The organism is Sediminihabitans luteus, assembly GCF_002797595.1.
GTDB classification, from domain to species: Bacteria; Actinomycetota; Actinomycetes; order Actinomycetales; family Cellulomonadaceae; genus Paraoerskovia; species Paraoerskovia lutea.
The window spans coordinates 133,738-148,539 of record NZ_PGFE01000001.1; the positions used below are offsets into that span (position 1 = coordinate 133,738).

A 14,802-nucleotide genomic window follows, 5' to 3' on the forward strand; every position below is an offset into this window, starting at 1 on the left:
CGCACGACGCGTCGTCCGACACGCCGCGCGGTTTCACCCACGCCAGGTGCCCCGGGCACCCGTCGCCCGGGGTGCGCGCGACCTACTCGGCGGCCTTCTCCATGCCACGACGCCAGCGGATGCCCGCCTCGATGAAGCCGTCGATGTCGCCGTCGAACACGCCCGACGTGTTGCCGACCTCGTGCTCGGTGCGCAGGTCCTTGACCATCTGGTACGGGTGCAGCACGTACGAGCGCATCTGATCGCCCCAGCTCGCCTTGATGTCGCCCGCGAGCTCCTTCTTCTTCGCCGCCTCCTCCTGCTGGCGCACCAGCAGCAGGCGGGACTGGAGCACGCGCAGCGCCGCCGCACGGTTCTGGATCTGCGACTTCTCGTTCTGCATCGACACGACGATGCCGGTCGGGATGTGCGTCATGCGCACCGCCGAGTCGGTCGTGTTGACGCTCTGACCACCCGGGCCCGACGAGCGGAACACGTCGACCTTGATCTCCGACTCGGGGATCTCGATCGAGTCGTCCTGCTCGATGAGCGGGATGACCTCGACCGCGGCGAACGACGTCTGGCGACGGCCCTGGTTGTCGAACGGCGAGATGCGCACGAGGCGGTGCGTACCGGCCTCGACCGACAGGTGCCCGAACGCGTACGGCGCCTTGACCTCGAACGTCGCGGACTTGAGACCCGCCTCCTCGGCGTACGAGGTGTCAAGCACCGTCGTCGGGTAGCCGTGGCGCTCGGCCCAGCGCAGGTACATGCGCATGAGCATCTCGGCGAAGTCCGCCGCGTCGACGCCGCCCGCGCCCGCGCGGATCGTGACGACCGCCTCGCGCACGTCGTACTCGCCCGACAGCAGCGTGCGGACCTCGAGCTCGCCGAGCGTCTTGCGGATCGACTCGAGCTCGGACTCCGCCTCCGCGAGGGTGTCGGCGTCGCCGCCGTCCTCGGTCGCCATCTCGACGAGCGTCTCGAGGTCGTCGATGTGGCTCTCCATCGACGTGATGCGCTCGAGCTCGTTCTGCGACTGCGACAGCGCGCTCGTGACCTTCTGCGCGGCCTCCGGGTCGTCCCAGAGGTCCGGCGCCGACGCCGCCTCCGAGAGCTCCGCGATCTTCGCGCGCAGCGCGGCGGGGTCGCTCACGGCGCTGATGGTCTCCAGCGTCGCTCGCAGGTTCTTGATCTCGTGCGGAAAGTCGATGGTGGCCACGAGGGTCAAGGGTACGCGACTCACCACGCCCGGGCCGTCGCGCCCGCACGCACCGTGACCCCGCCCGACCACGCCGCCGTGACCCACGAGACCAGCACCGGGCGCGAGACGACCGCGAGCTCGACGTGCGCCGCCCGCCCGTCCGGGGACGACGCGTCGACCAGCACGACGCCGTCGAGGCTGCTCGGGCCGACCGCCTCCGCGAGGAACTCGACCGCGGCGTCGTGCACCGAGTCGTCCGACAGCGCGAGGCCTCCCCCGGCCTCCGGGCGTGCGCCGCCCGCGTACAGGTCGTCCGCGGCGACGGCGTCCGCGGCCGCGAGCGCCGTCGCGTCGGCGAGGTCGGCGAGCCGCTTGCGGTCGAGGTGGATCGCCGTGACCGACACGACCACGGCCGTGAGCGCGAGCGCGAACGCGACGAAGGCCGCCGTGAGCACGAGCACCTGCCCGTCCTCGCCCCGGGCCCTCACGGCGCGGCCACGTGGTCGTCGACCGGCATGACCTCGGTCGCCTCGACCGGGACCGCGAGGGACGCGCCGTCGCCGATCGAGGCAGGCACGAACGGCAGCACGACGTCGTAGCGCACGCGCACCCGCACGGTGCTGCCCGGCGCGCGGCAAGGCGTGCTCGAGCAGGCGACCTCGAACGCCTGAACCGCGTCGTCGAAGCCCTGGTCGTGCAGCGCGAGCCCGACGACCTGCCGGGCGCGCGCGACGCCCTCGTCGAGGTCGTCGGCGCTCACGACCACGCGTGCGGCCTCGCGCGCCCCCGACTCGACCGCGAACGTCGCCGCCTGCACCCGGGCGAGCGTGAGCACGAGGTACAGCACGGGCAGGAGCAGCACGACCGTCGCGCCGACGAACTCGACGAGCGCGCTGCCCGTGTCGTCGCGCACGAGGGCAGCCCACCGTCGCGCGAGCGCCCGCCTCACGGCTCCGCCACCGCATGGCCGGTGACCGTCAGCGTCCCGGACGGCCCGAGCAGACCGACCACGGGCAGCGGCGCTCGGACCGTCACCTCGACGACCTCGAGACCGTCGAGGGTCGCGGTGCCCGCGCTCACGTCCTGCGCGAACCGCGCCGAGACCGCGTCGCGCACGAGCGCCCGCGTCCGGTCGACGCCGTCCGCCGGGGTACGGTCGGCGCGCGCCGCGACCCGCGCGCCCTCGCCCGCGGCGTCGACCAGCACCGCCCGCACGTGCAGCACGAGCGCGACCTGGACGACACCGAGGAACAGGGCCACGACGAGCGCCGAGACCAGCACGAAGTCGACGAGGGCCGAGCCGGCCTCTGGGCGGGCCCTGGCACTGGCACGGGCACTGGCGCTCGCTCGCACGATGCTCGCTCGGGCTGTGCGCGTTCGAGCTGTGCTCTTCCGGGCGCGGCTCAGGGGCCCGTCACGCTCGTCACGGCCTCCTCGAACAGCCGCGTCAGCAGCGGGCCCGCGACGGCCCAGAGGGCGATCACGATGCCGCAGGTCATGAGCGTGATGAGCACCCAGCCCGGCACGTCCCCCCGCTCGGCCTCGTGCGACCCGAACCGCCGACGCCACCCCGCGCGGACGGCGGCGAGGCCGGCCACCGCCGTCCGCGTCCCGCGTGCTGTTCGCGTCCCGCGTGCTGTCCGCGTCCCGTGCGTCGTCCGTCCTGCCTGCCCCATGCCCTGCTCCGTCCTCGCGGGCCTCGCGGCCCGCGTGCTTTTCCCCGCCGGCACGGTGCCGTCGTGGGCCCCTCACAACCCCACCTGGAGGGTGCTGATCCCCGGGAAGACGGCGAAGACGACGGTCACGGGCAGCACGAGCAGCACCACGGGGACCATCATCAGCACCTCCTTCTTCCCGCCCGTCTCCATGAGCGCGGCACGCCCCGCGTCGCGCACGTCCTGCGCCTGCGCGCGCAGCACGTGCGCGAGCGGCGTGCCGCGCGCGACCGCGACCGCGACCGTCTCCGCGAACCGCGCGAGGCTCGGCAGCCCGGTCCGACCCGCGAGCGCCTCGAGCGCGTCGGTGAGCCCCACACCCGCGTGGACCTCCGCGGCGACGCGGACGAACTCGCGCGCGAGCTCGCCCCGCATCGACCGCGCGACCCGCTCGATCGAGGCCGCAGGGCCCTCCCCCGCGCCGACCGCGAGCGCCACGAGCTCCGCGAAGGTCGGGAACTCCTCGAGCATCCGGGACTCGCGCGCCCGGGCCCTCGCCGTCAGGTCCCGGTCGCACCCGAGCACCCCCAGCAGGCCGCACAGACCGACGAGCAGCACGAGCGGCACGGGCTGCGCGTCGCGCAGCACCGCGAGGAGCACGGCCGCGGCCAGCCCTCCGGCGAGCCCGAGGCACCCGACCACGACCTGCCGCAGGCGGAACGCCTCGACCGTCCAGGGCAGGTCCGCACGGCGGATGCGGCGCGCGACGTCGTCCCGGCTCGCGCCGAGCCGCGCGAGGGCCCGCTCGACCGTGGCCGGGTCCGGCAGGACGAGTGCCAGCGCCGCGGCGAGACGGCCCGGGGCGTCGTCCTCGGCGAGCAGGCCCGACGTCGCGGACCGTGCCCGCAGGTACGGCGACACGCGCGCCACGAGCGACGGCCGGCGCGCCGCGAGGGCGCGCAGCACGACGAGCACGCCGAGCCCCGCACCCAGCCCGGAGCACACCCCCACGACCCACGGGTTCATCGCAGCACCCGCCGCTCCTCGGGCAGGCGACCGACCCGCAGCATCGTGCGGTAGGCCACGACCGAGCAGAGCGCGCCCGCCCCGAGGACGACGGCCCCCGCGGTCGAGTCGTAGGCCGCCGCGGCCTCGGGCCGGGTCGCGAGCAGCGCGAGCACGACCCACGGGGCGGCGCACGCGAGGCGCGCTCCGGCAACGGTCCACGACTGCCGAGACTCGAGCTCGGTGCGCGTGCGCAGGTCGTCGCGCAGGAGCGCGGACACGGTCCGCAGGAGCGGCCCGAGGTCGGTGCCGCCCACCTCGCGCGTGATCCGCAGCGACTCGACGATGCGGTCGGCCACCGGGTCGGCGAGGCGGTCCTTGAGCGCGTCGAGGCAGTCACCGAAGCGGCCGGTCACGCGGTAGTCGTCCGCGAACCGCGCGAACGGTGCGCGCAGCGCCGCCGGGCCGCGCTCACCGAGCTGGCTCACCGCCTCGGGCAGCGACAGCCCGGCGCGAACGCCCGAGGCGAGGTGGTCGACGGCGTCCGGCCACAGCTCGCGTCGGTCGCGGCGTCTGCGCGCGGCGCGCGAACGCACGAGCTGCCACGGCCCGCAGGCGGCGAGCGCTCCGAACGCGCACGCGAGCACGACCGAGCCCGCGACGCCGAGCGTGAGCACCGCGGCCAGGACGCCCGCACCCGCCCCGGCGACACCGACGACCGTCGGCGTCAGCCCCGGGACGCCCGCCTGCACCACGAGGTCGTGGCGGCGGGCGCGACGGTCACGGGTGCGCGCGCCCGGCCCCGTCGGCTCCCACCACGCGAGCCAGCACAGGGCGAGGCCCGCACCGAGCACGAGCCCCGCGACGACCCCCATCAGCGCACCCCCGCCGGGACGCCGGCCGCGACGGGCTCCTGGAGCAGGGAGGCGACGTCGATGCCCGCTCGCGCGAACCGGTCCAGGGCGGGCGGGAACCCGCGCCCGCGCACGAGCCTGCCCCCGACCCGGCGGAACAGGTCGCTCGTCTCGACCACCCCGTCCTCCGACCTCCCGGGGACCCCGACGATCTCGGCGACCCGGCGCGTGCCGTCCCGGTCGACCCGCAGGTGCACCACGAGGTCGACCACGCTCGCGACCGTCGGCACCACGAAGCGGTCGGAGATGTTCGGCCCCGCGAGCAGCGGGAGCGTACAGAGCTTGGTCAGCGCGTCGCGCGCCGAGCTCGCGTGGATCGTGCAGAGCCCCGGGATGCCCGCGTTGAGCGCCACCAGCAGGTCGAGGCTCTCGGCCTCGCGCACCTCGCCGACCACGATCCGATCGGGCCGCATGCGCAGCGCCTCCTTGACGAGACGCCGCAGCGTGACCTCGCCCGTGCCCTCGAGGCCCGCCTGGCGGCACTGCAGCGCGACGACGTCCCGTGCGGCGAAGCGCAGCTCGAAGACCTCCTCGCACGTGATGACCCGCTCGGACGCCGGGATCGACCCCGCCAGCGCGTTGAGCATGGTCGTCTTGCCCGCCTGCGTCGCGCCCGCGACAAGCACGTTGAGCCCTGCGCGCACCGAGGCGTCGAGGAACGTCGCGGCGTGCGGCGTGAGGCTGCCGCGTGCGACGAGGTGGTCCAGCCGGGTCGCACGCACGACGTGCTTGCGGATGTTGACCGCGAGGTGCTCGCGCGTGATGTCGGGCGCGACCACGTGCAGCCGCTCCCCGCCCGGGAGCGTCGCGTCGACGAACGGGCTGCTGCGGTCGAGCCGGCGACCGGAGGACTTGAGCATGCGCTCGACGAGGTCGCGCACGGCGTCCGCCGTGAGGATCGTCGTGGTCAGCTCGGGCGCCGCCCCGCGCGCGACGAACACCGCCGTGGGCGCGTTGATCCAGATCTCCTCGACCTCCGGGTCGTCGAGGTACGGCTGCAACGGGCCGAAGCCCGAGAACGTGTCGACGAGATGGCGGCCCGCCGCAGCGGGGTCCGGCAGGGGCGGCACGACCCCCGCCGCCGCCCGCGCGAGGTAGTCGGTCACGAGCTCGTGCGCGAGCGCGGTGAACGCGGGCCGGTCCGCGACCGGGTCCAGCTCGCGGCGCCGCAGCACCTCGCGCGTCTCCTCGACGAGCAGCGTCATGCTCTCCACGTCCGACCCCCTGTCGACGCGACCCCCCTCGGTCGCAGCGGCAGCATAGGACAGACCGGACATCCGGCGTCAGGGGGCTGTGGACAACATGGGGGCTGTGGACGACGTGTGGCCGGGCCGCGTGGTCGGGTCGCGTGGTCGGGTCGCGTGGTCGGGTGTTCAAGAGCGCGCGAGAGTCACGTTCCGGCCCCCTCATTGGGCCCGGAACGGGCCCGAACGTGACGCTCGGGTGACCAGGATCCCCGGGAGGTGCCGGGAGGGGCCCGAACGTGACGCTCGGGTGACCAGGATCCCCGGGAGGTGCCGGGAGGGGCCCGAAGGTGACGCTCGCGCACGGCTCGGACCGCTGCCGCACGCCCCGGGCGGTAGCGTCGCAGCGTGCCCGACACGACCCACCCCCTCCACACCGCCGTTCCCGGCCGCTGGCGAGACGCCGCCCGCGCGACCGGCCTGCTGCGCCCCGACGGGAGCGTCGCGCAGACGGTCTTCGCCGAGATGACGCAGCTCGCCGCACGCACCGGCGCGATCAACCTCGGCCAGGGGTTCCCCGACGTCGGCGGTCCGGCCTCCGTCCGGGCCGCGGCGGTGGCCGCGATCGAGGCGGGCCACAACCAGTACGCGCCCGGCCCCGGGATCCCCGAGCTGCGGCACACGATCGCCGCGCACCAGCATCGTCACTACGGTCTCGACGTCGACCCGGACACCGAGGTGCTCGTGACCACCGGCGCGACCGAGGCGCTCGCCGCGACGATCCTCGCGCTCGCCGGGCCGGGCGACGAGGTCGTGACGCTCGAACCGTTCTACGACGCGCACGCCGCGTGCATCGCGCTCGCGGGCGCGACGCACGTGCGGGTGCCGATGCTGCCCGCTCCCGCCCTGCCCGACCACGCGACGTCCGGCACCGGGAGCGCCCCCGCCCCGGGAGGGTTCCGGCTCGACGTCGCGACGCTGCGGGCCGTCGTCGGCCCGCGGACCCGCCTGATCCTCGTCAACACGCCCCACAACCCCACGGGCGCCGTGCTCACGCGCGCCGAGCTCGACGCGATCGCGGCCGTGTCCCGGGAGCACGACGCGATCGTCGTGACCGACGAGGTCTACGAGCACCTCGTGTTCGACGACGCGACGCACGTCCCGATCGCGACGCTGCCCGGCATGGCGGGGCGCACCCTGACCATCAGCTCGGCGGGCAAGACGTACTCGTTCACGGGCTGGAAGGTCGGGTGGGTGCACGGCCCCGCCGAGCTCGTGACCGCGGTGCGGACCGTCAAGCAGTTCCTCACGTACACCTCGGGCACGCCGTTCCAGCACGCGGTCGCCCAGGCGCTGGCCGACGACGACGCGCCGCGTGCGCTCGCGGCCTCGCTCGCCGCGCGCCGCGACCTGCTGTGCGAGGGCCTCGCCGACGCCGGGTTCGGGGTGAGCGTGCCGCAGGGCACCTACTTCGTGGTCGCGGACGCCGCGCCGCTCGGCTTCCCGGACGGCGTCGAGCTGTGCCGTCGCCTGCCCGAGCTCGCGGGCGTCGTCGCGGTGCCCGTCTCCGCGTTCTGCGCGACCGGGGACGACGGCACGCCGTCCGCAACCGCGAGCGCCCTGGCGTCGAGCGTGCGGTTCACGTTCGTCAAGCGCGAGGGTGTGCTGCGCGACGCGGTGGCGGGTCTGCGAAGGCTCGGCGCCGCGGGCGGGTAGGGGTCAGTCCGGGCACACGCCCGGCGCGGTGGTGGCGGACGGCGCAGGGCTGGGCGTCCCGGCCGACGGGTTTGGGTCGGTGCTCGTGCCGTCGCCGTCATCGCCCGTCTCACCGTCGCCCGTCCCGGCACCGGTGCCCGTCCCGCCGTCAGTCCCCGGCGCGGGCTCCGCACCGGGCGGCGGCTCGTCGGCGGCGATGCGCGCCCAGATCTCGTCCGCCTCGGCGGTCCACAGCACGCGGTCGTTGTCCCAGGGCGCGTCGACGACGGGCACGGCCGTGAACACGACGTTCTCGGGCGGGATGCTGCGCAGGGAGAGCGCGAGCCCGACGAGCGCGCGGGGCGAGCCGAGGTCGGGGCTCGTGCTGATGGACGCGAGGATCGACTCGACGACGCGGTAGAGCTGGGGTGTGCTCGTCAGGAGGTTCTTCGAGGTGACCTCGTGCACGGTCGCGTCGAGGAACGCCTGCTGGCGCTCGATGCGTTGCAGGTCGCTGCCGAGCTCGAGGCCGAACCCGGTGCCCTTGCGGGCGCGCAGGAAGTTGATCGCCTCGTACCCGTCGAGGCGCTGCTCGCCGGCGGGCAGGTCGAGGTCGACCTCGCGCCCGTGCACGGGCTCGGGCATGCACATGCGCACGCCACCGAGGGCGTCGACGATGGGCTCGACGCCGTTCATCTTGACCACGACGTGGTCGGTCGTGCGCACCCCGGTGAGCTGCTCGACGGTGCGTCGCGTGCAGGCGGCTGCTCCCGCGATGTCCTCCTCGGGCCCGCCACCGTAGGTGAAGGCCCGGTTGAACATGGTCGTCGAGCGTGCGGGGGTCACGGTGCCGTCGGTGCGCGTGCACGTCGGGATGTCGACGAGCGAGTCGCGCGGGATCGACACGATCTCGGCGCGCGTGCGGTCGGCCGCGACGTGCACGAGGAGCGTCGTGTCGGACCGCATGCCGTCCTCGACAGCACCGCCGGCGACCGCGATGTTCGCGGCGTCGCGCAGGTCGGTGCCCATGACGAGGATGTTGAGCGGCTGGCCGGCGTACGGGTCGGCGGGGTCGGGCGGGGCGTCCCGGGTGGGCGGTGCCACGGGGAGCTGCGCGGGGCGGTCGGCGCCGAGCAGGGGGTCGACGTCGTCGACCGTGATCTGGGACTGCAGGTCGACGTACGCCGCGACGGCGGCGGTGGTGACGAACACGACCGCGGCGGTCGCCGTCAGCGCCGTCGCGAAGAGCACGGGGTGGCGGCGGCGGGGCGGGGCGTGCCGGGGGGCGTGCGACCGGCGCGGGGGTCGCCGCGGCGACCCGGTGGTGGACGCGACGGCGCGCGGGACGTCGTCGTGGGCGTCGTCACCGGTCGTCGTCGCTGCGGCCACGTCCTGAGCGTACGACCGCCCCCGACCTGCCGCGCGGCAGGTCAGGGGCGGTCGGGGCGTTCGGCGGGGGCGGCTCAGCGTACGGCGGCGACGCCGAGGTCCGGGTCGTCGGTGAAGAACCCGTCCATCCCGGCGTCGAGGAACACCCGGATCTCCCCGGCGAGGTCGCCGACGGCGTTCGGGTCGGTGCCCTGCCGGAACTCGACGGGCAGGAAGGTGTTCTCGCGCCGGAACGTCCACCCGTGCACGTCGAGGCCCGCACGGTGCGCGTCGCGGATCACGGTGGTGGGCGTGCCGAGCGTGCCGGCCGGGGTGCGCGGGATCATGACGTCCTTGCACGCGCCGATGCCGTCGGCGTACCGCGCGATCTCCCGCAGCCCGTCACGCGTGACGAGGTCCGCGTACGTGCGAGGATCGCCCGCCGCGACGAGGTCGTACGGTGCGCCCGAGCAGCTGACGAGCTGGGCGATCGCGACCGGCGTCGCGCGGTTCAGCTCGCGCAGGTTGGCGGTCTCGAAGCTCTGCACGATCACGGGCGAGGACGCGCGGTTCATGCCGTTCGCGGCGAGCTGTGCGACGAGCGGCTCCTCGAGGGAGAGCCCGACCTGGTCGAAGTAGGTCGGGTGCTTGGTCTCGGGGTAGACACCCACGGGTCCGCCGTCGCACGTGCGCGAGTGCCGCGCGAGGTCGAGCACCTCGTCGAACGTCGGGACCGGGTAGAGGCCGTCGAACCGCACGTTGTCGGGCCGCGTGCCCGGGATGCGCTCCTTCGCCCGCAGCGTGCGCAGCTCGGCGAGCGTGAAGTCCTCGGTGAACCAGCCGGTCAGCCGCACGCCGTCGACGACCTTCGTCGTGCGGCGGGCCGCGAACTCGGGGTGGGCCGCGACGTCCGTGGTCCCGCCGATCTCGTTCTCGTGGCGCGCGACGAGCACGCCGTCCTTGGTCGGCACGAGGTCGGGCTCGATGTAGTCGGCGCACTGCAGGATCGCGGTCTCGTACGACGCGAGCGTGTGCTCGGGCCGGTACCCGCTCGCCCCGCGGTGCCCGACGACGGTCACGCCGTCGTCCTTCGGGGCGCGGACCGTGCGCAGGTCCACGATCGCCATCTCGGTGTCGTCGGGCGTGCCGGGCACGCGGGCGTCGTCGCCCGGGTAGTTGTTGTCGTTCGCGAGCAGGAGGCGGCCGTCGTGCAGCCGCACGACGGTCTCGAACGAGTTGTAGGCGAAGGCGTACGGGTCGCCCGTGCCGTCGCCGGCGCCCGCGCCGAGCCCGTCGGGGTTCGCGATGCGCAGCGCGTCGAGCACGAGGGTCTTGTCGACGTACCCGCCGCGGCCCGTGCGTGGCGAGCCGGGGACGTCCGTGCGTGCGAGGTCGATCTCATACACGCGCTTGGTCACCGCGGCGGCGCCGTCGAGGCTGTCGCGCTCGAGCACGAGCATGGTCGAGCGACCCGTCATGAACGCGTCGGCGACGAGGTTCGCGTCGGTGTCCGTCTGGTAGGCCCATGTCCGGTCGGTGTAGCGGTGCGTGCGCGTGTCGTACTGGTGGATGACGCGGCGCCGCTGGTCGTCGTCCGCCACGAGCGCTCCCTCGAGCACCGGGTAGAGGTACCGGCCGTCGTCCGACCCGGCCATGGCCTCGAAGCCCTTGCTCGCCCGGACGGTCGGGACCTCCCCCGCGGCGAGGTACGGGTTCTGCGGGGAGCGGACGCCGGGCAGCGGGACCTCGCGCTCGAGCACCTTGCCCGTGCGGTCGACGTGCACGAGGAAGGGGCCGAACTCCTCGCCGATCCAGAACGAGCCGTCCTTGGCCCGGACGATCGACTCGACGTCGAGGTCGGCCCCCGTGAGCAGCCGCTCGCGCGTGGAGCCGTTGACGATGGCGAACCCGAGCCGGCGGTCGGGGTCGCGGAGCGAGACGAACCGGTCGACGCGGATCTGCCCCGCCCCGCCGCGCGCCGTCTCCCAGCGCGGGGTCACGTGGTAGAACCGCAGCAGGAAGTCCGCCGAGTTGGCCTGCGTGCCGAACCCGTTGTCGGGCAGCGCCCAGAACGAGCCGTGGGCGTCCTCCACCATGGCCGAGAAGCCGGGCACGACCTGCCCCTCGAAGGGGCCGGTGCGCCCGTTGCCCGGGGTCGCGAGGGCACCCGAGTCGGGGCCGGGGGCCGAGTAGTCGGCCGACAGGGTCGCCCGCGCGGCAAGGGTCGGGACGACGACGGTGCGCGGCCGGTCGTGGCCCGCGGACGGCGCAGCCGCGCTGGGCGCCGCCGGTCGCGGTGCCGCGGCCGAGGCCGTCGGGACGAGGAACGAGGCGGTGAGTGCGACCGCCAGGACGGGGAGCAACGCACGGGTTCTCATGGGACTCACACAACGGGCACTCAGCCACGGCGGCGTGCACCCGCGCGGGCGCGCCGGTGAGCGTCCGGTGAACAGTGCAGACCGGGCATTCCGTCCGGACGTCAGATCTCGGTGTGCCACCCGCCACGACGGAACGCGGGCGTCGCGGTCGCGAGCACCACGAGCGAGAGCGCGACCGCACCGACCATGACGGTCGCCATGGCCGTCGCGTCGCCGCCCAGGACCCCCACGAGCGGGCTCACGACGCCCGCGACGCCCGACTGGAACGCGCCGATGACCGCCGCCGCGGTGCCCGCCATCTCGCCGTGGCGGGACAGCGCGAGCGCCGAGGCGTTCGCGGGGATCATGCCCTGCATCGACAGCACGAGCCACAGCGCGACGAGGAGCCCGACGAGCCCCCCGGCCCCGGTGAGCGCGACGACGAGCAGGACGACGGCGAACCCGGCCTGGGCCACGAGGGCGGCGCGCAGCAGCCGGATGGGTGCGACGCGACGCACGAGGGCGGCGTTGACCTGGGCGGAGATCACGAGCCCGACGCCGTTGACCGCGAACAGCACGGAGAACTGGGCGTGCGTCAGGTCGTAGCCCTCCTGCAGCACGAACGGCGAGCCGACGACGTAGCTCATGAGCACGGCCATGCCGAGGCCGGGCAGCACCGCGAGCGCGACGAAGTGCCGGTCCTTGAACAGCGAGGCGTAGCCGCGCAGCACGCTGCGCGCCCCGCCGGTGCGCCGCTTGGCGACCGGGTGCGTCTCGGGCATGAAGAACAGCACGACGAGGCCGAGCGCGACGCCGAGGATCGCGAGCACACCGAAGACCCAGCGCCACCCGCCGTCGGCGAGGATCAGCGCGCCGATCGACGGCGCGAGCAGCGGGGCCAGGCCGATCACGAGCATCAGGCGCGACAGGATCCGCGCGGCGGCGGCCCCCGTGAACTGGTCGCGGATCACGGCGATCGACACGACCTGCGAGGCGGCGTTGAAGAAGCCCTGGAGCACGCGCAGCACGATGAGCGTCTCGATCGAGGGGGCGAACGCGCACGCGATCGACGTCACGACGTGCAGCGTGAGCCCCACGAGCACGGGCAGGCGGCGACCGAACCGGTCCGAGAGTGGCCCGATGACGAACTGACCGACGGCCCCGCCCACGAGCATGCCCGAGAGCGTGAGCTGCGCCAGCGCGTCGGACGCGCCGAACTCCTCCGCGACGTCGGGCAGCGCGGGCAGGTAGGTGTCGACCGTGAACGCGGGCAGCGTTGCTAGCGCGCCGAGCAGCAGGATCCACCCGAGCATCGAGCGCGACGGTCCGGCACCGCGCGGCGGGGTCGAGGGCGGGGGTCCGGGGGTGGTCACGTCCTGATCGTACGGGCGGACGACGCTCCTGTCGTATCGTTTCGACGTGACGTCCGCGCGTGCTGCCGTGCGACTGTCGGTGGCCCGCGCCAGGCTGGGGGCATGTGCGGACGCTACGCCTCCTTCACGAGCGACCAGGACCTCGCCGACGAGTTCGCGATCGCCGAGATCGCGGACGACGCCCGGCTCCTCGGCCCGTCGTGGAACGTCGCGCCGACCGACCCCGTGCGGATCGTCGTCGAGCGCGCGCCCCGCGGGAGCGCGGACGCCGCGCCGGTCCGTTCCCTCCAGGTCGCCCGGTGGGGGCTCGTGCCCTCCTGGGCCAAGGACCCGGGCGTCGGGCCGCGCATGATCAACGCGCGCGCCGAGACGCTGCTCGACAAGGCGGCGTTCGCCAAGCCCCTCGCGGCACGGCGCTGCCTCGTCCCCGCCGACGGGTACTACGAGTGGCAGAAGCTCCCCGGGCCGGGCCGGCAGCGCAAGCAGCCCTGGTTCATCCGTGCAGCCTCCGGCCCGACGGCCTTCGCGGGGCTCTACGAGTTCTGGCGCGACCGCTCCCGCGCCGACGACGACCCCGAGCGGTGGCTCGTGTCCACCACGATCGTGACCACGGCTGCGCCGTCGGGCGCCACCGTCGCCGACGGGACCGAGCTCGCGGCGATCCACGACCGCACGCCGGCCGTGCTGCCCCGCGACGTGTGGGACGCGTGGCTCGACCCCGCGACGTCCGCCGACGAGGCGCACGCGCTGGTCGCGCGGCACGCGGACCGGCTCGTGGCGCACCGGGTGGCGGCAGGCGTCGGGAACGTCGCGAACGACTCGCCGGCGAACGTCGAGCCGGTGGACGTCGAGCCGGTGGACGTCGAGCCCGTGGACCCCGCGGCGGGTCAGCCCGCGTAGGCCCGCTGCAGGCGCACGGGCTCGATCACGCCGAGCCCCTGGACCTCGCGCTCGGGCTGCGCGGTGAGCGCGAAGCGCGGGTCCCCGCGCAGCGCCGCCGCCGTGTCGCGGTCGATGAGCACGGTCGACGGCTCCGCGATGTCGGTGAGCCGGGCCGCGAGGTTGACCGAGGTGCCGAACACGTCGCCGAACCGTGACAGCACGCGCCCCCACACGAGGCTCACGCGCACGGGCGGCACACCCGCCTCGTCGGGTCCGCCGTCCGCCCCGCCGGACACCGCGAGACGCAGCGCGACCTCGGCGCCCGTCGCGACGTCGTCCGCCACGAACAGCACCGCGTCACCGATCGTCTTGACCACGCGCCCGCCCGCGGCCGTGATCCGGTCGCGCGCCTCCGTCTCGAAGGTCTGCACGAACTCGGCGAGCTCGACCGAGCCGAGGCCAGCCGTGCGCTTGGTGAACGACACGATGTCCGCGAAGCCCACGGCCCGCGGCAGCGGGAGCCGCCCCCCGTCGTCGCCCGGCGTGATGCGCGCGCCCGAGAACTCGGTCGCGAACCGGCCCGCGACCGCCGCGAGCTGGCGCCGCCACGCGTGCAGCAGCTGGCGCTCGAGCGCGGGCGCCAGCGCGGGCAGCCGGTCGAGCACGAGCAGGCGCGCGCTCGTGTCGTCGAGGCCGAACCGCCGCGCCATGTGCTCGACGAGACCCTCGACCTGCCACAGCGCGAGCCGCTCGGTCGTGTGCCCCATCGACCGCACGAGCGTGGTCTGCGCGCGCAGGTCGAGCTCCTCGTCCGCGACGAACCGCGCGACGTCGACCAGGGCGTCCGCGTCGTCCCGCGTGAAGGCCTTCTCGGACGGGTCGGTCACGGGCAGGCCGAGCCAGCTCCAGTACGCCTCGACGTCCGACGGCGTGAGCTCGGTGACCGCCGCGAGCTCGTCGAGCGAGAGCGAGCGCTCACCGCCCAGCAGCGCCTCGTCGAGGCGTGCCGCGGTGACCTGCCCGGCCGCGAGCGTCGGGTCCGGGGTCCCGCCCCGCGGGACGGTCGGGTGCGCGTCGGCGGCGGGTCCGGCCGGGTCGGCGGCGGGTCCGGCAGCGGGGAGGTCGGGGGTGTCAGGGTGGGGCACGGCGTCCATCATAGTGACCGCCGTCACGCGCGGACGACGCC

At 74.8% G+C, this 14,802-nt stretch carries 14 protein-coding genes; 2 read left to right on the forward strand and 12 right to left on the reverse strand.

All coding sequences use genetic code 11. The features are described 5' to 3' along the window. Window positions 1-82: 82 nt before the first annotated feature. From prfB to CLV28_RS00700, 8 genes are all read right to left on the reverse strand, one after another. The gene (gene prfB / locus CLV28_RS00665; protein ID WP_100421399.1) at window positions 83-1,201 is read right to left on the reverse strand and encodes a peptide chain release factor 2; all 1,119 of its coding nucleotides are present in this window, start codon (window positions 1,199-1,201) and stop codon (window positions 83-85) included. A gap of 20 nt (window positions 1,202-1,221) precedes the next feature. Further along, the gene (locus CLV28_RS00670) at window positions 1,222-1,671 is read right to left on the reverse strand and encodes a pilus assembly protein TadG-related protein (protein WP_100421400.1); all 450 of its coding nucleotides are present in this window, start codon (window positions 1,669-1,671) and stop codon (window positions 1,222-1,224) included. Then, window positions 1,668-2,096 (reverse strand): TadE/TadG family type IV pilus assembly protein, encoded by a 429-nt coding sequence (locus CLV28_RS00675; RefSeq protein WP_100421401.1) that lies wholly within the window; start codon window positions 2,094-2,096, stop codon window positions 1,668-1,670. The genes CLV28_RS00670 and CLV28_RS00675 overlap by 4 nt, the downstream gene beginning before the upstream one ends. Before the next feature lie 32 nt (window positions 2,097-2,128). Further along, window positions 2,129-2,536 (reverse strand): TadE family protein, encoded by a 408-nt coding sequence (locus CLV28_RS00680; protein ID WP_100421402.1) that lies wholly within the window; start codon window positions 2,534-2,536, stop codon window positions 2,129-2,131. Window positions 2,537-2,586: 50 nt separating this feature from the next. Beyond that, window positions 2,587-2,781, reverse strand: coding sequence for a hypothetical protein (locus tag CLV28_RS00685; protein WP_100421403.1), 195 nt, complete (start codon window positions 2,779-2,781; stop codon window positions 2,587-2,589). Between the two features lie 150 nt (window positions 2,782-2,931). Then, a complete protein-coding gene (locus CLV28_RS00690) occupies window positions 2,932-3,864 on the reverse strand; it encodes a type II secretion system F family protein (RefSeq protein ID WP_100421404.1) in 933 nt (310 codons plus the stop codon). After that, window positions 3,861-4,718, reverse strand: a complete 858-nt coding sequence (locus CLV28_RS00695) for a type II secretion system F family protein (RefSeq protein WP_100421405.1) — start codon at window positions 4,716-4,718, stop codon at window positions 3,861-3,863. The genes CLV28_RS00690 and CLV28_RS00695 overlap by 4 nt, the downstream gene beginning before the upstream one ends. Further along, window positions 4,718-5,962: a TadA family conjugal transfer-associated ATPase gene (locus tag CLV28_RS00700; protein WP_373314307.1), complete on the reverse strand. Its 1,245-nt coding sequence runs from the start codon at window positions 5,960-5,962 to the stop codon at window positions 4,718-4,720. The genes CLV28_RS00695 and CLV28_RS00700 overlap by 1 nt, the downstream gene beginning before the upstream one ends. A 387-nt stretch (window positions 5,963-6,349) precedes the next feature. Between CLV28_RS00700 and CLV28_RS00705 the strand changes: the two genes are divergently transcribed. Then, window positions 6,350-7,657, forward strand: coding sequence for an aminotransferase class I/II-fold pyridoxal phosphate-dependent enzyme (locus tag CLV28_RS00705; protein ID WP_100421407.1), 1,308 nt, complete (start codon window positions 6,350-6,352; stop codon window positions 7,655-7,657). 3 nt (window positions 7,658-7,660) lie between these two features. Here CLV28_RS00705 and CLV28_RS00710 read toward each other — a convergent pair whose 3' ends face one another. From CLV28_RS00710 to CLV28_RS00720, 3 genes are all read right to left on the reverse strand, one after another. Continuing rightward, on the reverse strand, window positions 7,661-9,025 hold the full coding sequence (locus CLV28_RS00710) for an LCP family protein (RefSeq protein WP_239073269.1): 1,365 nt from the start codon (window positions 9,023-9,025) through the stop codon (window positions 7,661-7,663). Window positions 9,026-9,099: 74 nt separating this feature from the next. Further along, complete coding sequence (locus CLV28_RS00715; RefSeq protein ID WP_100421408.1) at window positions 9,100-11,382, reverse strand: esterase-like activity of phytase family protein; 2,283 nt, start codon at window positions 11,380-11,382, stop codon at window positions 9,100-9,102. Window positions 11,383-11,483: 101 nt separating this feature from the next. Beyond that, window positions 11,484-12,734, reverse strand: a complete 1,251-nt coding sequence (locus tag CLV28_RS00720) for a multidrug effflux MFS transporter (protein ID WP_373314300.1) — start codon at window positions 12,732-12,734, stop codon at window positions 11,484-11,486. A gap of 102 nt (window positions 12,735-12,836) precedes the next feature. Between CLV28_RS00720 and CLV28_RS00725 the strand changes: the two genes are divergently transcribed. Next, window positions 12,837-13,634 carry an SOS response-associated peptidase gene (locus tag CLV28_RS00725; protein WP_100421409.1) on the forward strand — a complete coding sequence of 266 codons (798 nt, stop codon included), beginning with the start codon at window positions 12,837-12,839 and terminating at the stop codon, window positions 13,632-13,634. Here the strand turns inward: CLV28_RS00725 and CLV28_RS00730 are convergent. Continuing rightward, a complete protein-coding gene (locus tag CLV28_RS00730; RefSeq protein ID WP_239073270.1) occupies window positions 13,622-14,761 on the reverse strand; it encodes an adenylate/guanylate cyclase domain-containing protein in 1,140 nt (379 codons plus the stop codon). The two genes, CLV28_RS00725 and CLV28_RS00730, sit on opposite strands and share 13 nt — an antisense overlap. Window positions 14,762-14,802 lie beyond the last annotated feature (41 nt).

Coding starts and splice junctions, on each gene's coding strand:
- CLV28_RS00690 (WP_100421404.1), bottom strand. CDS start 3,864: ATGAACCCGTGGGTCGTGGGGGTGTGCTCCGGGCTGGGTGCGGGGCTC.
- CLV28_RS00695 (WP_100421405.1), bottom strand. CDS start 4,718: ATGGGGGTCGTCGCGGGGCTCGTGCTCGGTGCGGGCCTCGCCCTGTGC.
- CLV28_RS00700 (WP_373314307.1), bottom strand. CDS start 5,962: ATGACGCTGCTCGTCGAGGAGACGCGCGAGGTGCTGCGGCGCCGCGAG.
- CLV28_RS00715 (WP_100421408.1), bottom strand. CDS start 11,382: ATGAGAACCCGTGCGTTGCTCCCCGTCCTGGCGGTCGCACTCACCGCC.
- CLV28_RS00725 (WP_100421409.1), top strand. CDS start 12,837: ATGTGCGGACGCTACGCCTCCTTCACGAGCGACCAGGACCTCGCCGAC.